This is a genomic window from Propionivibrio sp. (assembly GCF_049316945.1).
Lineage (GTDB): Bacteria > Pseudomonadota > Gammaproteobacteria > Burkholderiales > Rhodocyclaceae > Propionivibrio.
The window spans coordinates 13,324-32,629 of record NZ_JBMOJE010000023.1 but is presented as its reverse complement, the minus strand read 5'-3'; the positions used below and the strand labels follow the sequence as shown (position 1 = coordinate 32,629).

The window sequence follows — 19,306 nt, the reverse complement described above, 5'->3', positions numbered from 1 at the left end:
CACATTCAACCTTGCACTCAGGTGCAATCTAGGCACCGGCCAGTTCAACGACAACACGGCCGCGCGCCTTACCTTTCAAGAAACCATCAAAAACGTCCGGCACTTCATCAAAACTGATCCTGTGCGCCATTTCAAGCAAATGTGCTGGCCGCAGATCATCCCCAAGACGCTGCCAGATGCGGCTACGGTAAGGTTCGCCAATGTAACCGGAATCGATGCCGAGCAGGCAGGCGCCGCGCAAAATGAAGGGCATGACCGTAGTATTCAGTGTGGGGCTTGCCGCCAGGCCGATGCTGGCAATCGTTCCGCCCTGCTTCATGGTGCTGGCGATCCAGGCCAGGACGTCACCCCCAAGATTATCCACCGCACCGGCCCACAGCGTCTTGTCGAGCGGCCGGATACGGGAAAGATCGAGCGCCGAGCGGAACATGACTTCAGCCGCACCCAGCCGCTTGAGGTAATCAAACTCGGCCTCCTTGCCGGTCAGCGCCGTCACCTGGTAGCCAAGCCTGGCCAGCATGTCCACCGCCAGACCGCCCACCCCGCCGGTAGCCCCGGTGACGATAACCGGCCCTTTGCCGGGCGCAAGACCGTTCTCCTCCATGCGGACAATCGCCAGTGCCGCCGTAAAACCTGCGGTACCCAAGGCCATTGCTTCAAAGAGGGAAAGACCGACCGGCAGAGGAACCACCCAGTCGGCAGGAACGCGTGCGTACTCGGCATAACCGCCATGGTGCGCAACGCCGATGTCGAAGCTGGTAGCAATTACCGGATCGCCGGGCTTGAAACGCGAATCCGTGCTTTTTTCGACAATACCGGAAAGATCAATGCCACCGACGCAGGGGTAGCGACGAATGATGCGTCCCGCTCCCGTTGCGGCCAGCGCATCCTTGTAGTTAACGCTGGAATAAGCGACCTTGATCGTCACCTCACCAGCGTCAAGTTGCGATTCGTTCATGGCGACGAAAGCGCCTTGGATCTTGCCCTCGACTTCTTCAATCAGATAAGCCTTGAAGGGGCTCATGAACACTCCTTGCCATGAATACAATTATCGGACGGCTTGCCCGCCAGAAGGCAGAATACGCCCTCACGTAAATGCGAATTATAAGCATAAAACAATAAAACGCTGTAGATAACACTTATAAGCCAAGCTTACGTAAAACTTACAATAACACCATTAATTCATGGCATTAGGTCATCAAACAAAGCACTGGCCGGCAGAAATGCGTACCAATAGGTTTACACCCGGTAGTTTTTCTTTTAAATTGCGTTCCCATGACCAGTAACAAATTCATAACAATCCTGCTCAGCACCGCCGCAATCGCCCTGTCCGGGGTTGGCGCAGCCCAGGCTACCGAACAGCCGCAAAAGCTCATCAATGATGAGCCTTCCCTGTTTGAACGCTACACGAGCAGTGCTCAGGATCTGATCCTCAAGGGTCTTGAACTTGTCGGCATAAACTACCGCTATGGCGGCACCGATGCCGACACCGGGCTCGACTGCAGCGGCTTTGTTCAGCTTGTCTTCAAGGACGCGGTCGGCTTGCTGCTGCCGCGCACGGCCCGGGAGCAGAGCGAAATGGGCAACGTAATCGACAAAAAAGAACTCAAAGCGGGCGATCTTGTCTTCTTCAACACCATGCGTCGTACCTTCTCCCATGTCGGCATTTACCTTGGCGACAACCGTTTCCTGCACGCTCCGCGCACCGGTTCTGAAATCCGGGTTGAGGACATGAGCCAGGGCTACTGGGTTAAACGCTACAACGGGGCGCGCCGCGTCGTAGAACGTTGAGATAAACGCTGAGATAGTCAAAAACTGTTCACCAGGACGCCAAGGCGTCCTTTTTTATTGCCGCATTTCCAGGGAACGCCCTCATTTACAGAACAATGGATGCTGATTAGCCGTATATTTGGCGAGTGCGCCGTGGCGCTTGCCAATACTGCCATGTGGCGCGCCTGATGCGCTCGGAGGATGTCATTCACGACGACCGCAGCGAATTGCAGGCCGAAGTCCTGAACAGCGCCTTCCATGGGGCCGAGGTGCTTTCGCTCGTCCCCTCGCACCACAATGACGCGATCGGCGAGCGCATCGGAATCCGCCTGGACGTCGACCCTGTCGTTGCCTTCCGGACTTCAGCAAGTAAATCTCAGGGTTTGCGAAAAATGACTGAACACCCACCGCAAAGACGACCGAAGGAAATGCAGATATTTTCACTGACGCTCAACCCATTGTTTTTCTGCGATGATTCCCTGGCTTGAACGCGCCGACGCCTTTCCCCCGCTCGAACTCGCCCTCAGCGAACCGAACGGCCTGCTCTGCGCAGGCGGCGATCTTTCGCCGCAGCGCATCGTTCAGGCCTACCGGCAAGGCGTCTTTCCCTGGTATTCGGCAGGCGAACCGATTCTCTGGTGGAGCCCCGACCCGCGCATGGTGCTTGTTCCCTCCGAGTTCAGGATTTCGCGCTCGTTGCGCCGGACCTTGCGTAACGGCGACTACCTGATCCGGCTCGACAGCAATTTTCCGACGGTCATCCGTGCCTGTGCAAAAACACCGCGCAACGGCCAGGCAGGCACCTGGATCAGCGCCGAAATGCAGGCTGCCTACTGCAAACTTTATGAACTTGGCTTCGCGCACTCGGTCGAAACCTGGGTTGATAATAAACTGGTGGGCGGCCTTTATGGACTGGCCATCGGCAAGATGTTCTACGGAGAATCAATGTTCTCGCACGCCACCGACGCTTCCAAGATTGCCATTGCCCACCTCACACGCTTTCTTGAGGCACAAGGCTTTGGCCTGATCGATTGCCAGATGAATACGCCGCACCTGGCCTCGCTCGGCGCCCGCGAAATTCCGCGCAACGAATTCATTGCCAGCCTGCACGAACTGACCGCCATCCCACCCCTGAAAGGCCGTTGGGCGAGCGATGGCGCAAGCCAGGGCTGGGTCTAGAAAAGCCGTCAATGTCACGCATTAACGACTCCGAACTCCCTCTATCGCTGTTGCAGTTCTACAGCACGGCCGCCTATCCGTGCAGCTACCTGTCGGGCGAGAAAGCCGTTTCCCAGGTCGCCACGCCGACCCATCTGATCAGCACCGAAGTCTACGGTGATCTGGTGCGCCGCGGCTTCCGTCGCAGCGGCGTCTTTTCCTACCGGCCCAACTGCGAGGAATGCCGCGCCTGCGTTCCGGTACGACTGCCAATCCAGCGTTTCCAGCCGAACCGCAGCCAGCGGCGCTGCCTCAAGGAACATGGAACACTGCGCGCGCGCGAACGGCCACTGATGTACGTCGACGAGCACTACCGGCTCTACCTGCGCTATCAGGCGGCACGGCACCTCGGCGGCGGCATGGATCAGGATGACCACGAACAGTACTCGCGCTTCCTGCTGCAAAGCCGCGTCGACACCCGGCTGATCGAATTCACCGAGAATGGCGTGCTGCGCATGGTGAGCATCATCGACGTGCTGAACGATGGCCTGTCTTCGGTCTATACCTTCTACGACCCCGATGTTGCAGGCGCCAGTTTCGGCACCTACAACATCCTGTGGCAGATCGCCCAGTGCGCCGCCAACGATCTGCCCTACCTGTACCTTGGCTACTGGATTCGCGACAGCCACAAGATGGCCTACAAAACCAGGTTCCGGCCGATCGAAGGGCTGATCGACGATGAATGGCGGGAGTTCGAGGACTCCGATCTCAAGGTCGGACAGCGATAGTTTCCAGATAGCTTCAAAAGAGCGGGTCTGCGACGCCCGCCAACTGGCGGTCCAGCCGGGCCATGCCGTAGCTGCCAGTGTTTACGCCATCCTTCACGGCAACACCTTGAAGATCGCCTATCCATGCGGCTTCCAGCGTTGATTCAGAAAAGAACGCCTGAGCCAATGATCGCGCATACACCACGCCCGCTAGTCGACCATCACTGATCATCAGAAAACCGCTAACGGCGTCTGGAAACCGGCTGAAACCCGGCTCCAGGCGCCGTTTCTTCGTCCAGGCTTTTCTTGCTCTTTCGCGCTGGCGATTTCCGATGGATGCCCGAATTACATAACCGGAGTAATATCGCGGTGATTCAAGCGCGTCTGCGCTTCCAACTGGAATAACGAACCTTCCCAAGGTGGCAACCAGCATGGCTTCGACGTTTCTTCCCAAGCATTCACTTAAAACCAGAATCACCCTGTTCACCCTGGCCATCTTCCTGGTCAGCCTGTGGTCGCTTTCGTTTTTTGCCAGCCGGCTGTTGCGCCAGGACATGGAGCGCTTATTGGGCGAGCAACAGTTTTCGACGGCATCGTTTGTGGCAGCGCATGTAGATGAAGAGTTGAAAGACCGGATAAATGCACTGGAACTGATCGCCCGCGCCATTGATCCTTCCTTGCTCGAAAATCGACCTGCCCTGCAGAAATTCATTGAGCAGCGTTTTATTCTGCACAGCCTGTTCAACGCTGGCGTTTACGCTACCGGCCCTGATGGCACCGCGGTTGCCTCTGTTCCAGTAGAGACCGGACGAATCGGCGTCAATTACATCGAGCGGGATCACATCGCCGCCGCACTCAATGAGGGCAAATCGTCGGTTAGCCAGCCAGTCATCGGCAAGCGGCTGCAGGCTCCGGTGTTCTCCATGGCGACACCCATTCGCGATTCTCAGGGCAAGGTGATCGGTGCCCTGGCGGGAGTGATCAACCTGGCCGAGCCCAATTTCCTGGACAAAATCACCGATAACACCTACGGCAAGACCGGTGGCTATCTGCTTGTCGCACCGCAGTACCGGTTGGTCGTTACGGCGACCGACAAAAGACGCATCATGGAAACGCTCCCGGCCCCCGGTATCAATCCGATCCTCGACCGCTTCGTCCAGGGCTATCAGGGGTCGTCCGTTCTCGTTACCCCGCTTGGCGAAGAAGTGCTGGCCTCGGCCAAAAGCGTTCCCGTGGCGGGTTGGTACGTAGTGGCCTCGTTGCCCACCGCCGAAGCCTTTGCGCAGATCCACGCCATGCAGCAACGCATGCTGCTCGCCACGCTGCTTCTCACCCTGCTGGCGGGGGGACTGACCTGGTGGATGTTGCGGCGCCAACTCTCGCCACTGCTGGCTACCGCGACAACGCTGGCCACGCTGTCGGATAGCCGCCAGCAGCACCTGCAACCCTTGCCCATCATCCGGCAGGACGAAATCGGCCAACTGATCGGCGGCTTCAATCATCTGCTGCAAACCCTGGGAAAACGGGAAGCGGCCTTGCTCGATAGCGAAGCAAGTTACCGGACGCTGTTCAGCGAGATGCTGAACGGCTTCGCGCTGCACGAGATCATTTGCGACGACCAGGGAAACCCTGCCGACTACCGCTTCCTGGCGATCAATCCGGCGTTCACCCGGATGACCGGCCTGCAGCCTGGAAGCACCGTCGGACGCACCCTGCTGGAGGTCATGCCCGGCAGCGAGCGGTACTGGATCGAAACCTACGGCAAGGTGGCGCTGACCGGCGAACCGGCCTTTTTCGAAAACTACTCGGCCGAACTGAAGAAATATTTCGAGGTCACGGCCTTCCGTCCGGCACCCAAGCAGTTCGCCTGCCTGTTCGAAGACATCACCACGCGCAAGAAAGCGGAGGAAGTCCAGACTTTCCTGGCAAAAACCAGCAGCACTGCTTCCGATGGCGCCTTCTTTCAAGTGCTGGCACGCTACCTGGCAGAAAGCCTCGGCATGTTCTACGTCTGCATCGATCGCCTCGAAGGCGACGGACTGAGTGCCCGCACACTGGCCGTCTGGTGCGACGGAAAATTCGAGGACAACGTCACCTACGCCTTGAAGGATACGCCCTGTGGCGATGTCGTCGGCAAGGAGGTCTGCTGCTTCCCGGCCAGCGTTTGCCAATTCTTCCCGCGTGATCAGGTGCTCCAGGATTTAAGCGCCGAGAGTTATATCGGCGTCACGCTCTGGAGCCATACCGGCCAGCCGATCGGCCTGATTGCCGTTATCGGACGCACCCCGCTGGTGAACCGCCCACTGGCCGAAGCCATTCTGAAACTGGTGACCGTGCGCGCGGCGGGCGAACTGGAACGACTACGCGCCGAAGAAGCGTTGCGCGACAGCCACGAGAACCTGCGCAGCATTCTGGATACAACGAAAGACGGCTTCTGGCGCGTCGATGTCCAGGGACATTTGCTCGACGTCAACCAGGCCTACTGTCAACAGTCCGGTTACACCCGCGAAGAACTGCTCGGCATGCGCATAGCGGATCTGGAAGCGGAGGAAAGCCCCGCCGATACCGCTGCCCGTGTGCAGTACATCATCGAACATGGCAGCGCGCAGTTTGAATCCGCACATCGGCGCAAGGACGAGTCGATCTGGCATATCGAAGTGAGCACCACTTACCGCGACGTGGGTGGAGGCGAAATGTTCGCCTTTCTGCGTGACATTACAGAGCGCAAGCAGACCGAGCAGGAACTTGAACAGCACCGCCACCACCTCGAAGAACTCGTCATCTCGCGCACCGCCGAACTGGCCAAAGCCAAGAATGCGGCCGAAGCGGCCAATCTCGCCAAGAGCGCCTTCCTGGCCAACATGAGCCACGAAATCCGCACCCCGATGAACGCCATCCTGGGTATGGCCCACCTGTTGCATAGGGATAACGTGACGCCCAGGCAGGGCGAGCGCCTTGAGAAAATAGACGCCGCCACCAAGCACCTGCTCGGCATCATCAACGACATTCTCGACCTCTCGAAGATCGAGGCCGGCAAGTTTGTCATGGAGGAAGCACCCGTCGCCATCGCCAGTTTGCTGAGCAATATCATCTCGATCCTGACCGAACGCGCCCAAGCCAAGGGCATCCGGCTAGAGATCGACAGCGAGTCCTTTCCGCCCGACCTGCAGGGCGACCCGGCGCGCTTGCAACAGGCATTGCTCAATTACGCCACCAATGCCATCAAATTCACCGGCCAGGGCACGGTGACCCTGCGTGCCATCAAACACCTGGAAAGCGCCGATTCGCTCATGGTCCGCTTCGAGGTCCAGGATTCCGGCATTGGCATCCCGCCCGAAACCCTGCCCCGCTTGTTCAGCGCCTTCGAGCAGGCCGACAATTCCACCACGCGCAAGTATGGCGGCACCGGTCTCGGCCTGGCGATCACCCGCCGACTGGCCGAACTGATGAGCGGCGAGGTCGGTGTCGACAGCACGCCGGGCGTCGGCAGCACCTTCTGGTTCACCGCCCGACTACGCAAGAAAGCCAGCCAGAAAACCCTCGCCCCGGTGGCCACCGCCGATGCCGAGCGGGTGATCCAGCAACGCCATCACGGCCGCCGTGTCCTGGTTGTCGACGACGAACCGCTCAACCTGGAAATAGTCAGGATACTTCTGGGGGATGCAGAACTGTGCGTCGATACGGCGGAAGACGGTGTTCAGGCCATCCATATGGCCAGGGAAAACGCCTACGCCCTGATCATCATGGACATGCAGATGCCCAAGCTCGATGGTCTGGAGGCAACACGGCGGATACGCGACCTCCCCGGCTACCTGAAAACCCCGATCCTGGCCATGACCGCCAACGCCTTTGCCGAAGACAAGGCACGCTGCTTCGAGTCCGGCATGAACGATTTCCTGGTCAAGCCGATAAACCCCGACCTGATTTTTTCAACCTTGCTACGCTGGCTGGATCAGGTGCCGGCATAGGCCAGCATCCGAGCTGCAACGCCCGTAAAATGGCGATCTACACACGCCATGCCGTGAGAGCCACTGTTTACGCCAACCTTCAAGCAAATTGCCTGAAGACAGCCAGATCATAAGGGTTGCAGAGCAGGCATCAACCGCTGTCAGGTTACGCTACGCTAACCCGACCTACACGCAGATAACAGGAAACCTGATGCCCACGCTGAACTGGATCGGCAAAGAAGCCGTCGTCAAACACCACAAGGAAGTCCCCTTTCGCCTGCTCGAGCCGGTGCCAGAACTGTCCTGCTCCCCTCGCCCGCTTGCGGGGCCGGGGGAGAGGGAAAGCACCAAAGACAGCGCCAACCTCATCGTGCACGGCGACAACCTGCACGCCCTCAAAGCCCTGCTGCCGCGCTACGCCGGCCAGGTCAAATGCATCTACATCGACCCGCCGTACAACACCGGCAACGAAGGCTGGGCGTACAACGACAACGTAAACAGCCCGGAAATCCGCCGCTGGCTCGGCGCTGTGGTCGGCAAGGAAGGCGAAACGCTGGACCGCCACGACCGCTGGCTGTGCATGATGTATCCGCGACTGGTGCTGCTGCGGCAGTTCTTGCGCGAGGACGGGGCGATTTTTATTTCCATCGACGATAACGAGGTGGCGACGCTGCGCTTGCTGATGGATGAAATTTTTGGGGCGAAGAATTTTGTCGCGACGGTGCTTTGGCAGAAGGTGTATTCGCCCAAAAATTCGGCTCGACACCTTTCAGAGGATCACGACTACGTAATTATCTACGCCGCAAAAGCCGAGACCTGGAAACCGAATCTCCTTCCGCGAACTGAAGAACAGAACGCCGCGTACAAGAACCCGGACAAGGACCCACGCGGAATCTGGAAAACCAGCGATCTTTCAGCGCGAAATTATTATTCCGCAGGAACCTATTCGATCACATGTCCTTCTGGACGAGTGATCGAATCACCTCCCAAGGGAATGTATTGGCGCGTATCGGAAGCACGATTCAAGGAAATGGATCTCGATAATCGAATATGGTGGGGCAAGGATGGCGGCGCTATTCCACAGACAAAACGCTTCCTGCACGAAGTAAAAGATGGTCGCGTTCCACAAACGATGTGGTTCTATAACGAGGTCGGACACACGCAAGAAGCCAAGAAAGAGCTGCTGGAGTTGGTGGACTTTGAGACCTCAGATGACGTATTCATCACCCCCAAACCCACTCGCCTGATCCAGCGCATCCTGCAAATCGCCACCGACCAGGATTCGCTGATTTTAGACAGCTTCGCCGGCTCCGGAACCAGCGGCCATGCGGTGCTCAAGCAAAACGCAGAGGACGGCGGAGCGCGCCGCTTCATCCTGGTCGAGATGGATGAACACATCGCCGCTAGCGTTACCGCCGAGCGCGTCAAGCGCGTGGCTAACGGCTATACCAACGCCAAAGGCGCTGTCGTCGATGGCTTGGGCGGCGGCTTCCAGTTCTGCCGCCTGTCCGCCGAACCGCTATTCACCGCCGACGGGCAAATTCGCTCCGACGTGAGTTTCGTCCAACTGGCCGAGTTCGTCTGGTTTGCCGAAACGGGAAGCGGACGCCCGCCTGACGCAAGCGAAGCACTGTCGCCCTTGCTCGGCGTGCATGAAGGCCGCGCGATCTATCTGCTCTACAACGGCATTCTCAAGGACAAATCGGTCGGCGGCGGCAATGTGCTGAGCGGCCCGGTGTTCGAGCTATTGCCCAAGTTCGCCGGCCCCAAAGTGATCTACGCCGCAGCCAACCGCATGGGCGCACGAACCGCTCGCGAGGGCGTGACCTTCAAGCAAACGCCGTATGCGCTTGAGGTGTGATCAATGCGGATTTTTCTTTCCTGCACGTGAGAACAAGGCCGATTTTCATGGCGCGCTTGCCGCGCTGTAACGTGCCGCTGACAATGTTTACAATGCGACCTTGGAATAGATCCAATAAAGGAGTGTGGATATGAACCTGCCCGATACGATTTACGCCCATGCGCGGGCACTACCCGCCGATCTGCAACGTGAGACGCTGGATTTCATCGCTTATCTCGAACAGCGCTACCACATTGCCCCAGCCACGCCCAGCCAACTGACGACAGAAGCGTTTATCAAACGCTTCGCAGGCAGTGTGGGTGATGATTTTCCGGACGCTATCGATACTACCGGACTGGCCTAGTCCCATTTTTGCTCAAGCTTCTTTGAAAGGAGATTCTCATGAGAACGGAAGAAATCATCGCGCAGGCGATCAAGCTCAAACCGTCTGAGCGATTCGATGTGGTAGAGAAAATTCTGCACAGCCTCGACCGCCCCAACCCGGAAATTGACCGCATTTGGCAGGAAGAAGCCGAAAAGCGCCTCACTGCGTACCGTGCGGGCAAGGTAAAGGGCATCCCGGCCGAAGATATTTTCGGGGAGTTCTGATGCGCCTGATTTTTTCCCCCGAAGCGAAGCTGGAACTGGAGGAGGCCGAACGTTATTACAACCGGCAAGAGCCAGGGCTTGGGGTGCATTTGCGCAAGGAAATCCGTTCTGCCCTGCCGCGCATTCGTGCCTGGCCGCTATCCTGCCCCATTGAACATGGCGATATTCGAAGGCTGACATTGAGCCGCTTTCCCTACAAATTGCTGTACTCGGTGGAAACCGATCATCTCTATGTGATTGCCTTGGCGCACCAGCATCGTGAGCCCGATTACTGGATCGACCGCACGGAATCGTCATGACCGCCTTCTCCCCGAAAACCTACCAGTCGCAGGTGCTTGAGAGCGTCGAGGCGTTTTTCAAGGCCTGTCATGAGCTGCCCTCGCCGTCGATAGCCTTTACCGCGACCACCGAACGCCTGTGGGGGCGCGGTCTGGCTTATAACCCGCTGGCGGGTTTCCCGGCTGACATGCCGTATTTCTGCCTGCGCGTGCCGACCGGCGGCGGCAAGACCTGGCTGGCGGCGAAGAGCGTGGCGCTGGCCAATACGCATCTGTTGCGTGGCGAACACAGCGTGATCCTGTGGCTGGTGCCGAGCAAACCGATCCGCGACCAGACGCTGCGTGCCTTGAAAAATCGCCAGCACCCTTACCACGCGGCCTTGCGCGAAGCCGGGCCGCTGACGGTGCTCGATCTGGACGAGGCGAAAAGCGTGACGCGCGCCGTGCTGGATACTTCGACGACGATCATCGTCGCCACCCGGCAGGCGTTTCAGGTGGAGGATGAGGAGTGCCGCAAGGTGTATCAATCGAGCGGCGCGCTGATGCACCATTTCGACAACCTGGCGCCGGTGCAGCGTGGCGAGTTGCTCAAGGACGGTGAGGGCGCCGGGCAGACGACGCCCTTCTCTTTGGCCAACGTGCTGCGCCTGCGCCGGCCTTTCGTGATCGTCGATGAGGCGCATAACAGCCGTACCGAGCTGGCCTTCGACATGCTGGCGCGCTTTCGCCCGAGCGGGGTGCTGGAGCTGACGGCGACACCCGATCTGGAGCGCACGCCGTCGAACGTGCTGCACAGCGTTTCGGCCGCCGAATTGAAGGCGGAGGAAATGATCAAACTGCCGGTGGTGCTGGAAACCGAGCCGGACTGGCAGCAGTGCCTGGCCGATGCCATCGGCCGCCGCGAGGCGCTGCATAAGCTGGCCGACGAGGAGCGCCGGACCGGTGCCGCTTATTTGCGCCCGATTGTGCTGATCCAGTCCGAACCGCGTCGGGCCGGTATTGAGACGCTGGATTTCGAGCGGGTGCGCCAGGAGTTGATTAGCAACCAGCGCATTCCGGCCAATGAAATCATCGTCGCCACCAGCGAGGAAAAGGGGCTGGAGAAGATCGATGCCGACTTCACGCTGGGCATTGCCGACCCGAACTGCCCGGTAAAGTTCGTCATCACGCAGAAGGCGCTGGCCGAGGGCTGGGATTGCCCGTTTGCCTACATCCTGGTCAGCATGGCCTCGCTGCATTCGGCGACGGCGGTCGAGCAGTTGCTGGGCCGCGTGCTGCGCCAGCCGGGCGCCAGCCATCGGGTGAACCGGCCGCTCAATCAGTCGTATGCCTTCGTGGTGTCGCGCAACTTTGCGGAAACGGCGAGCGCGTTGCGTGACCGTCTGGTGGCCGGCGCCGGTTTCGAGCGGCGCGAGGTGAGTGAGTTCGTCACCGCCGCCAATCATGACCAGGCGCGGCTCGATCTGGAAAGTGGCCGTGTGCTGTTCAAGCCGGTGCCGGTGGTTTTAACCGAGAAGCCCGATCTCCAGCGCCTGCCGAAGCCGATCCGCGACAAGCTGAGTTGGGATGGCCAGCTCAATACCCTGACCCTTATTGCGCCGCTGAGCGAGGATGAAACGGACGCGCTGAAGGTTTCGGTGAACTCTGAAGCGGCGCTGGCGGCCATTGTGCAAGCGGCAGAGGTGAGCCGGACAACGGCGATCGAATTTTTCCAGACACCGGCGGAACTGGGGGAACGCTTCCGCATTCCGCAACTGGCTCTGCGCTTGCCCTCTCCCCCAACCCCTCTCCCGCGAGCGGGAGAGGGGAGCAAGGCGGGGAGCCAGTTTGTATTGTTCGACGACCCGGAGGTGCTGGAATATCCGTGGGATCTCTCGCCTTACGATGCGGCGCCTACCGCGGACAATCTGAGCGCGCTAGGTGCCGGTTTGAAGGTTTCGGAGGGCGGGGAAATCGACGTGGACTCGACCTCCGGACGGGTCGTTTCGCGTTTTCTGCCCGAACTGCAACGCGATCTTGGCCTGGCTTACCAGCCGGAAAACTGGGACCTCGTGCGCCTGGCGACCTGGCTGTGCCGTAATCTGCCGGAGCCGTCGCTCACCCATGCCGCCAAGCAGGCCTTTGTTGCCGCGTGGCTGAGCGAGCTACTACGCCGGGAAAATTTCACTCTGGCCCGTGTCAATCTGCAGAAATTCCAGATCCGCAACCTGATCGAGGCGCGCATCCGGGAATTGCGCAAGCAAGCGGTCGGCAAAGCCTTTCAGCAGGTGTTGTTTGGCGATGAGGCCGCATCGCGCGTGGCGGTCAGCGATGTTTATGCCTTCGACTTCCACCCGCAGGCTTACGCACCGAGCCGCGACTACGATCCCAAGCGGTCGATTTTTGGCAGCTTCGATTTCCGCAAGCACTACTACGGTCGCATCGGCGACTTCGACAGCAAGGAAGAGTTCGAATGCGCCTGCTGGCTGGACGGGCAGGCCCAGAAAGGGCTGCTCCGCTTCTGGGTGCGCAACCTGGTGCGCCGCGAAGGTAGCTCCTTCTTCCTGCAGAAAGCCGATGGCCGTTTCTACCCCGACTTCCTGTGCCAGTTGCCCGGCGCAGGCGAGCAGCCGGGCGCCGTCCTCGCCGTCGAGTACAAAGGCGCCGACCGCTGGCTGGCGGCCGAAGATGACCGTCTGATCGGTGGTTTATGGGCCGGGCTTTCCGACGGCCGCTGCCGCTTCGTGATGGTGAAAGAGAAGCGCTGGGACTGGATTGAGGCTTTGCTGTGATGGCATGAGTTGCGGAGAATTCTACACCGAATGGCTATAGGCCTTATGAATAGGCGATCTACAAGCAATAAGTCTGAAGAGTGGCGTATTCATTGGCTCTTCGGCTTGTATACTTGTACATCGCCAATTGGCAAGGCTTTCAGCCTGGCAGGGTGCAATAAGCCCGCTGACAGGCCCCTTAAGGTAAAATCCGCCGATGCTTTATTCCCTGATCCGCAAGGTTTTCTTCTCGATCGACCCCGAAATCGCCCACGGCTTGGGGATGTCCGGCGTCGATTTCCTTAACCGTGCGGGGATTGCCTGCCTGCTGGCCAAGCCGATACCGCCTGCTCCGGTTACCGTGATGGGGCTGCGTTTCCCCAATCCGGTCGGGCTGGCGGCCGGGCTGGACAAGAACGGCGAGCACGTCGATGCCTTGGCTGGACTTGGCTTTGGCTTTATCGAGATCGGCACCGTCACGCCGCGCCCGCAACCTGGCAACACGAAACCGCGCATGTTCCGCATCCCGGAAAAACAGGCGATCATCAATCGCATGGGCTTCAACAACCAGGGCGTCGACCAGTTGCTGGCCAACATCTCGACGGCGCAGTTCCCCAAGCGCGGCGGCATTCTCGGCATCAACATCGGCAAGAATTTCGATACGCCGATCGAGAAAGCGGCCGACGACTACCTGATCTGCCTGGAACGGGTCTATACCGTGGCCAGCTATGTCGCCGTCAATATTTCCAGCCCGAACACCAAGAATCTGCGCGAGTTGCAGAAGGACGATGCGCTTGACGCGCTGCTTGGCCGGCTGAAGGCCGAACAGCAGCGGCTGGCCGACAAGTACGGCAAGTACGTTCCACTGGCGCTGAAAATCGCCCCGGATCTGGAAGACGCCCAGATTGAGTCGATTGCCTACCTGCTGCGCCAGCATCGCATGGACGGCGTGATTGCGACCAATACGACGCTTTCGCGCGACGGGGTACAGGGCCTGCCGAATGCCGACGAAACCGGCGGACTTTCGGGTGCGCCGGTTTTCGAGCGATCGACGGCGGTATTGAGAAAGCTCTCCCTCGCTCTGGCCGGAGAAGTGCCGATCATCGGCGTCGGCGGCATCATGAGCGGCGCCGACGCGGTCGCCAAAATCGAAGCCGGCGCCAGTCTGGTGCAGATTTATTCGGGTTTCATCTATCGCGGTCCAGCGCTGGTCGCCGAAGCGGCAGCGGCACTGGCCCGATTCAACAACCCAAAGCGGGCGCCGGCGCTGGCATAGCGTCACTTCGAAGAGGGTTGAACGCCCCCCGGCAAAAGGGGATAATTCCGGGGCTTTGAAGCCCTAGCCGCCCATGCAGCCTTTTCCTGCCTTGCCACGCGAACCATGACCCATTATTTGTTCATCATCATTGGCGCTGTTCTGGTCAACAACGTCGTGTTGGTGAAAATTCTTGGCCTGTGTCCGTTCATGGGTGTTTCCAAGAAAGTGGAAACGGCCTTCGGCATGGGCGCGGCAACCACCTTCGTGCTCACCGTGGCCACCGGCGCCAGTTATGTCATCGACCACTACCTGCTGATGCCGTTCGGGCTGGAATACCTGCGTACCCTTTCATTCATCGTCACCATTGCCGCCATCGTCCAGTTGACCGAGATGGTGATCCAGAAAACCAGCCCGGTCCTGCATCAGGTGCTCGGCATCTATCTGCCGCTGATCACCACCAACTGCGCGGTACTCGGCGTGCCGCTGCTCAACGTTGCCAACAAATACAACTTCGTCGAATCGCTACTTTTCGGCGCTGGGAGCGCCATCGGTTTCTCGCTGGTGCTGGTTCTCTTTGCCGGGATTCGCGAACGTGTGGAAGGCGCCGACGTTCCAGTCTATTTCCGCGGCGTTGCCATCGCCATGGTCACCGCCGGGCTGATGAGTCTCGCCTTCATGGGCTTTGCCGGCCTGGACAAGTACCAATAATGATGCGCACCCGATGATCACCGCCATCCTCATCATGGCACTCGGCGCCATCGTCCTCGGCGCCGCGCTGGGTTACGCCTCGATCAAGTTCAAGGTCGAAGGCAACCCGCTGGTGGAAAAAATCGAGGCCATCCTGCCGCAAACGCAATGCGGACAATGCGGCTATCCCGGCTGCAAGCCCTACGCCGAGGCCATTGCCGAAGGCGAAGCCGAGATCAATCTGTGCCCGCCCGGTGGCCAGGAAGGCGTGCGCAAGCTGGCGGACCTGCTCGGGCGCGAAGTCAAACCGCTCGACGCGGAAGAGAAACCCAAGCAGGTCGCCATCATCGACGAGCAGACCTGCATCGGCTGCACGCTGTGCATCCAGGCCTGCCCGGTGGACGCTATCGTCGGCGCCGCCAAGCAGATGCATACCGTCGTCGAGTCGTTGTGCACCGGCTGCGAGCTGTGCCTCAAACCTTGCCCGGTGGAATGCATTCGCATGGAAACCATCACCGAGAACATCGATAGCTGGAAATGGAAATATCCGGTGATCGAGTTGAAAAGAGTGGCATGAAGAACCAGAAAATCCACCGCAGAGGCGCGGAGGCGCAGAGGAAAAACAGAGAAATTACCGCATTCCCAAAGGTTTTCTCTGCGTTGCCTCTGTCCCTCTTCAGGGAGGCTTCGCGCCGCCTTTGCGCCTCTGCGGTGGGTGTTAAAGCATTTTTTCACAGCCTCTGAGACCGCCAGCGACAAACCGAATGCTCCAGCAACTTTTCAAATTCAAGGGCGGCGTCAAGCCCGACCCAAAAAAGACACCTTCGGTGCAGTTGCCGATCGGGATTGCGCCGTTGTCTCCGCTGTTGATCGTCCCGCTCCACCAAAGCATTGGCGGCATACCCAATCCCCTGGTTGAAGCTGGCGAACGCGTCCTCAAGGGCCAGTTGATCGGCAAGGCCGACAAGTGGATTTCCTCGGCGGTTCACGCACCCACCTCCGGCACCGTGCTGGCGGTCGAGGAGCGCATCGCCGCGCATCCTTCCGGGCTGCCGACGCTCTCGGTGGTCATCGAAACCGACGGCCGCGACGAGTGGATCGAGCGCACGCCGGTCGATTACAAGACACTGGCTCCAGAGCGCGTGCGCGAGATCCTGCGCGATTCCGGCGTGGTCGGCCTCGGTGGCGCCGTATTTCCCAGCCATGCCAAGCTCACCGCCGCAAAATCGGTGCCGATGGATGCGCTGGTGATCAACGGCGGCGAGTGCGAGCCGTTCATGACCTGCGACGATATCCTGATGCGCGAGCGTGCTGAAGGCATCGTTCTTGGCTCGGGAATTTTCCGTGACCTGCTCAACCCCAAGCGGGTACTGATCGGCATCGAGGACAACAAGCCGGAAGCCGTTGCGGCCATGAAAGTAGCCGTCGAAAAGCTCGGTGAAAACTTTGAGGTCATTGCCGTACCGACACGCTACCCGGCCGGTGGCGCCAAGCAATTGATCCGCGTTCTGACCGGCAAGGAAGTCCCGGCCAGCAAGCGCTCGCCCGAAATGGGCGTGCAGTGTTTCAATGTGGCGACCGCCTACACCGCCTGGCGTGCTCTGGCCCACGGCGAACCGGTGCTCTCGCGCATCGTCACCCTCACCGGCAACGTCGAACAGCCGCGCAACTGGGAGGTGATGTTCGGCACCCCGCTCAGGGACTTCGTTGCGCTCGGCAAGCCAAAACCCGATACCGACCGTTACCTGATGGGTGGCCCGATGATGGGCTTTGTCCTGCCCAGCCTCGACGCGCCGCTGGTCAAGGCCACCAATTGCATCATCGCCGGATCGCCGGCGCTGTTCCCGCCGGCGCCGCCGGAAATGCCGTGCATCCGCTGCGGCGCCTGTGCCGACGTCTGCCCGCACGAGTTGCAGCCTTTCGAAATGTACTGGTTCGCGCGCGCCAAGAACTTCGGCAAGACGCAGGAATACAACATCTTCGACTGCATCGAATGCGGCTGCTGCAGCTACGTCTGTCCCTCGCACATCCCGCTGGTGCAATACTTCCGCTTCGCCAAGAGCGAGATCTGGTCGCGAGAACGGGACAAGAACATGGCCGATGCGGCCAAGGCACGCTTCGAATTCCGTAACGAGCGCGACGAACGCGAGAAAGCCGAAAAAGCCGCACGTCTGGCCAAGGCGGCTGCCGCCAAGAAGGTCACCGCGGTTAGCAGCGAAACGCCTTCCGGCGAAGCTGCAACGCCCCCTGCAGCCGCAGCACCCGTCGATCCCGAAGCGGCCAAGAAAGCGGCCATCGCCGCCGCCATGGAACGTGCCCGGCAGCAACGTGGAAGCGTGCAACCGAAGAATACCGACGCCCTGAGCATCGCCCAGCGCAAGGAAATCGCTGAAATTGAAGCACGCCGCAGCGCATTGGAACAAACCGCTTCGAGCCCGGAGACACCGCCAACAACATGAACTTCACCACCCCGCCCTATCTCGTCCAGAACGTCAGCGTCAGGCGTGTCATGCTGCAGGTGCTGGCCGCGCTGCTGCCGGCCATCGCCGCCTACGTATGGCTGATCGGGCCGATTGTCCTGGTGCAGATCGCCATTACCACCGCTGCTGCACTGCTTGCCGAAGCCTTCATGCTGAAGCTGCTCGACAAGCCGCCAAGCCTGTTTCTGGGCGACGGCAGTGCCATCGTCACCGCCTGGTTGATCGCGCTGGCCCTGCCGCCGCTCGCCCCCTGGTGGCTGCTTGTCGTCGGCGCACTGTTCGCCATTGTCGTCGCCAAACATCTCTACGGCGGACTCGGCCAGAACCCGTTCAACCCGGCCATGATCGCCTTCGCCGTGTGCATCGTTTCCTTCCCGGCACTGATGTCGCAGTGGCCGGAGATCGACCTGAAGGCCGACTTCAGCCAACAATTGGCGCTGGTCTTCGGCATCGCTCCGCGCCTCGATGCAATGAGCGGTGCCACCCCGCTCGACGCGCTGAAAACCGCGCTCAAGCTCGGCGAAGGCCAAACCTCGGTCGCCGCCATCCTGGCCGATACGCGCGTCTTTGGCCGTTTTGCCGGCAAGGGTTGGGAATGGGTCGCCGCCGGCTATCTGATCGGTGGACTGTGGCTCTGGCAACGCCGGGTCATCAGCTGGCACGCGCCCTTCGGCTTCATTGCCGGGCTCTCGCTGCTGGCTGGCGGGCTCTGGCTGTGGAATCCGGATCAGTTCGTGAACCCGGTCTTCCACCTGTTCTCGGGCGGTGCCATGATGTGCGCCTTCTTCATAGTCACCGACCCGGTTTCCGGCTGTACGACGCCCAGGGGCAAGCTGATCTTTGGCCTCGCGGCCGGCGTAATGGCTTATGTAATCCGCGTTTTCGGCGGCTACCCGGATGGCGTCGGCTTTGCCATCCTGCTGATGAATATCTGCGTACCGCTGATCGATCTTTACACGCAGCCGCCCATTTTCGGCATGAAGAAGCAATGACGCCTCCGCTCAAACCGATTACCGCAGCGAAGATGGCCGCCCGCACGGCGATCATCCTGTTCATCTTCGTCGCCATCTTTACCGGCTTGCTGTCGAGCGCCTATTTGTGGACGCTGCCGACCATCGTGGCCGCTGCCGCCGAAGAAAAAATGAAGCTGATCGACGAGGTACTGCCGCGCAACCGCTACGACAACGATCTGCTGAAAGATACCGTGCCAGTCGCGCCAAGCGCCGCACTCGGCCTTGACGAAGAATCGACGGCCTATCGGGCGCGCAAGGACGGCAAGGCCAGCGCGCTGGTGCTTGAAGCCGTTGCCCCCGACGGTTATTCCGGCAAGATCCGCCTGCTCATCGCCCTTGGCGCCGACGGTGCATTGATCGGCGTGCGCGTAACGCAGCACAAGGAAACGCCGGGACTCGGCGATTACATCGAGCCGAAGAAGGACAAGAACAAGGAGCGCCCCTGGATCACCCAGTTCAACGGTCTGACGCCAACGTCTGCCGGCGAGCGCGAATGGAAGGTGAAGAAGGATGGCGGGCACTTCGACTCGGTGGCCGGCGCCACCGTTACGCCGCGCGCCGTGATCAAGGCGGTACGCAAGGCGGCCTTGTATGTCGCCGAGAACCGCGAACAGCTTTTCGACAAGCAATGAAAACCTTAAAAATCCATGGCCCGAGGCCAGGCTACGCGCCCGCAGAGGCGCAAAGGCGCAGAGGTTTCGCAGAGAAAACCTTAAGAAAATGGGTTCCTCTGCGTTTCCTTTGCGCCT

At 59.9% G+C, this 19,306-nt stretch carries 18 protein-coding genes; 16 read left to right on the top strand and 2 right to left on the bottom strand.

Translation table 11 applies throughout. The features are described from left to right. Positions 1-28 precede the first annotated feature (28 nt). A complete protein-coding gene (locus ACOYNV_RS07605) occupies positions 29-1,024 on the bottom strand; it encodes an acryloyl-CoA reductase (RefSeq protein ID WP_422899157.1) in 996 nt (331 codons plus the stop codon). Between the two features lie 251 nt (positions 1,025-1,275). On the opposite strand from ACOYNV_RS07605, the gene ACOYNV_RS07600 reads away from it, so the two are divergent. The 4 genes from ACOYNV_RS07600 (at position 1,276) to ACOYNV_RS07585 (ending at position 3,716) form a co-directional block, all read left to right on the top strand. Beyond that, positions 1,276-1,791, top strand: a complete 516-nt coding sequence (locus ACOYNV_RS07600; RefSeq protein ID WP_422899156.1) for a C40 family peptidase — start codon at positions 1,276-1,278, stop codon at positions 1,789-1,791. A gap of 167 nt (positions 1,792-1,958) precedes the next feature. Next, the gene (locus ACOYNV_RS07595; protein WP_422899155.1) at positions 1,959-2,258 is read left to right on the top strand and encodes a hypothetical protein; all 300 of its coding nucleotides are present in this window, start codon (positions 1,959-1,961) and stop codon (positions 2,256-2,258) included. After that, entirely contained in the window at positions 2,242-2,949 is a 708-nt protein-coding gene (gene aat / locus ACOYNV_RS07590) for a leucyl/phenylalanyl-tRNA--protein transferase (protein WP_422899154.1), read from the top strand. Before ACOYNV_RS07595 ends, aat begins: the two co-directional genes overlap by 17 nt. 11 nt (positions 2,950-2,960) lie before the next feature. Then, positions 2,961-3,716 carry an arginyltransferase gene (locus tag ACOYNV_RS07585; protein WP_422899153.1) on the top strand — a complete coding sequence of 252 codons (756 nt, stop codon included), beginning with the start codon at positions 2,961-2,963 and terminating at the stop codon, positions 3,714-3,716. Positions 3,717-3,729: 13 nt separating this feature from the next. Here the strand turns inward: ACOYNV_RS07585 and ACOYNV_RS07580 are convergent, their stop codons facing one another. Further along, positions 3,730-4,128, bottom strand: a complete 399-nt coding sequence (locus tag ACOYNV_RS07580; RefSeq protein ID WP_422899152.1) for a hypothetical protein — start codon at positions 4,126-4,128, stop codon at positions 3,730-3,732. Between ACOYNV_RS07580 and ACOYNV_RS07575 the strand changes: the two genes are divergently transcribed. The 12 genes from ACOYNV_RS07575 (at position 4,127) to rsxG (ending at position 19,189) form a co-directional block, all read left to right on the top strand. Next, positions 4,127-7,663 carry a PAS domain S-box protein gene (locus tag ACOYNV_RS07575; RefSeq protein WP_422899151.1) on the top strand — a complete coding sequence of 1,179 codons (3,537 nt, stop codon included), beginning with the start codon at positions 4,127-4,129 and terminating at the stop codon, positions 7,661-7,663. The genes ACOYNV_RS07580 and ACOYNV_RS07575 overlap by 2 nt on opposite strands. A 190-nt stretch (positions 7,664-7,853) precedes the next feature. Beyond that, the gene (locus ACOYNV_RS07570) at positions 7,854-9,503 is read left to right on the top strand and encodes a site-specific DNA-methyltransferase (RefSeq protein ID WP_422899150.1); all 1,650 of its coding nucleotides are present in this window, start codon (positions 7,854-7,856) and stop codon (positions 9,501-9,503) included. A gap of 130 nt (positions 9,504-9,633) precedes the next feature. Then, positions 9,634-9,846, top strand: coding sequence for a DUF2281 domain-containing protein (locus tag ACOYNV_RS07565; protein ID WP_422899149.1), 213 nt, complete (start codon positions 9,634-9,636; stop codon positions 9,844-9,846). Positions 9,847-9,884: 38 nt separating this feature from the next. Next, positions 9,885-10,091 (top strand): addiction module protein, encoded by a 207-nt coding sequence (locus ACOYNV_RS07560; RefSeq protein ID WP_422899148.1) that lies wholly within the window; start codon positions 9,885-9,887, stop codon positions 10,089-10,091. Then, positions 10,091-10,390, top strand: coding sequence for a type II toxin-antitoxin system RelE/ParE family toxin (locus ACOYNV_RS07555; protein ID WP_422899147.1), 300 nt, complete (start codon positions 10,091-10,093; stop codon positions 10,388-10,390). The genes ACOYNV_RS07560 and ACOYNV_RS07555 overlap by 1 nt, the downstream gene beginning before the upstream one ends. Further along, positions 10,387-13,140 carry a DEAD/DEAH box helicase gene (locus tag ACOYNV_RS07550; RefSeq protein ID WP_422899146.1) on the top strand — a complete coding sequence of 918 codons (2,754 nt, stop codon included), beginning with the start codon at positions 10,387-10,389 and terminating at the stop codon, positions 13,138-13,140. Before ACOYNV_RS07555 ends, ACOYNV_RS07550 begins: the two co-directional genes overlap by 4 nt. Positions 13,141-13,336: 196 nt before the next feature. Continuing rightward, positions 13,337-14,395 carry a quinone-dependent dihydroorotate dehydrogenase gene (locus ACOYNV_RS07545; RefSeq protein WP_422899145.1) on the top strand — a complete coding sequence of 353 codons (1,059 nt, stop codon included), beginning with the start codon at positions 13,337-13,339 and terminating at the stop codon, positions 14,393-14,395. 105 nt (positions 14,396-14,500) lie between these two features. Continuing rightward, positions 14,501-15,085 (top strand): electron transport complex subunit RsxA, encoded by a 585-nt coding sequence (gene rsxA, locus ACOYNV_RS07540; RefSeq protein WP_422899144.1) that lies wholly within the window; start codon positions 14,501-14,503, stop codon positions 15,083-15,085. 13 nt (positions 15,086-15,098) lie between these two features. Then, a complete protein-coding gene (rsxB, locus tag ACOYNV_RS07535) occupies positions 15,099-15,641 on the top strand; it encodes an electron transport complex subunit RsxB (RefSeq protein ID WP_422899143.1) in 543 nt (180 codons plus the stop codon). Positions 15,642-15,828: 187 nt separating this feature from the next. After that, a complete protein-coding gene (gene rsxC / locus ACOYNV_RS07530; protein WP_422899142.1) occupies positions 15,829-17,523 on the top strand; it encodes an electron transport complex subunit RsxC in 1,695 nt (564 codons plus the stop codon). Continuing rightward, entirely contained in the window at positions 17,520-18,536 is a 1,017-nt protein-coding gene (locus ACOYNV_RS07525) for an RnfABCDGE type electron transport complex subunit D (protein ID WP_422899141.1), read from the top strand. Before rsxC ends, ACOYNV_RS07525 begins: the two co-directional genes overlap by 4 nt. Then, positions 18,533-19,189, top strand: coding sequence for an electron transport complex subunit RsxG (gene rsxG, locus ACOYNV_RS07520; protein ID WP_422899140.1), 657 nt, complete (start codon positions 18,533-18,535; stop codon positions 19,187-19,189). Before ACOYNV_RS07525 ends, rsxG begins: the two co-directional genes overlap by 4 nt. The last annotated feature ends 117 nt before the right edge of the window (positions 19,190-19,306 follow it).

Coding starts and splice junctions, on each gene's coding strand:
- rsxG (WP_422899140.1), top strand. CDS start 18,533: ATGACGCCTCCGCTCAAACCGATTACCGCAGCGAAGATGGCCGCCCGC.
- ACOYNV_RS07575 (WP_422899151.1), top strand. CDS start 4,127: ATGGCTTCGACGTTTCTTCCCAAGCATTCACTTAAAACCAGAATCACC.
- ACOYNV_RS07525 (WP_422899141.1), top strand. CDS start 17,520: ATGAACTTCACCACCCCGCCCTATCTCGTCCAGAACGTCAGCGTCAGG.
- ACOYNV_RS07545 (WP_422899145.1), top strand. CDS start 13,337: ATGCTTTATTCCCTGATCCGCAAGGTTTTCTTCTCGATCGACCCCGAA.
- ACOYNV_RS07595 (WP_422899155.1), top strand. CDS start 1,959: ATGCGCTCGGAGGATGTCATTCACGACGACCGCAGCGAATTGCAGGCC.
- ACOYNV_RS07570 (WP_422899150.1), top strand. CDS start 7,854: ATGCCCACGCTGAACTGGATCGGCAAAGAAGCCGTCGTCAAACACCAC.
- ACOYNV_RS07580 (WP_422899152.1), bottom strand. CDS start 4,128: ATGCTGGTTGCCACCTTGGGAAGGTTCGTTATTCCAGTTGGAAGCGCA.
- ACOYNV_RS07555 (WP_422899147.1), top strand. CDS start 10,091: ATGCGCCTGATTTTTTCCCCCGAAGCGAAGCTGGAACTGGAGGAGGCC.
- ACOYNV_RS07565 (WP_422899149.1), top strand. CDS start 9,634: ATGAACCTGCCCGATACGATTTACGCCCATGCGCGGGCACTACCCGCC.
- rsxC (WP_422899142.1), top strand. CDS start 15,829: ATGCTCCAGCAACTTTTCAAATTCAAGGGCGGCGTCAAGCCCGACCCA.
- ACOYNV_RS07605 (WP_422899157.1), bottom strand. CDS start 1,024: ATGAGCCCCTTCAAGGCTTATCTGATTGAAGAAGTCGAGGGCAAGATC.
- ACOYNV_RS07585 (WP_422899153.1), top strand. CDS start 2,961: ATGTCACGCATTAACGACTCCGAACTCCCTCTATCGCTGTTGCAGTTC.
- ACOYNV_RS07600 (WP_422899156.1), top strand. CDS start 1,276: ATGACCAGTAACAAATTCATAACAATCCTGCTCAGCACCGCCGCAATC.
- rsxA (WP_422899144.1), top strand. CDS start 14,501: ATGACCCATTATTTGTTCATCATCATTGGCGCTGTTCTGGTCAACAAC.
- aat (WP_422899154.1), top strand. CDS start 2,242: ATGATTCCCTGGCTTGAACGCGCCGACGCCTTTCCCCCGCTCGAACTC.
- ACOYNV_RS07550 (WP_422899146.1), top strand. CDS start 10,387: ATGACCGCCTTCTCCCCGAAAACCTACCAGTCGCAGGTGCTTGAGAGC.
- ACOYNV_RS07560 (WP_422899148.1), top strand. CDS start 9,885: ATGAGAACGGAAGAAATCATCGCGCAGGCGATCAAGCTCAAACCGTCT.
- rsxB (WP_422899143.1), top strand. CDS start 15,099: ATGATCACCGCCATCCTCATCATGGCACTCGGCGCCATCGTCCTCGGC.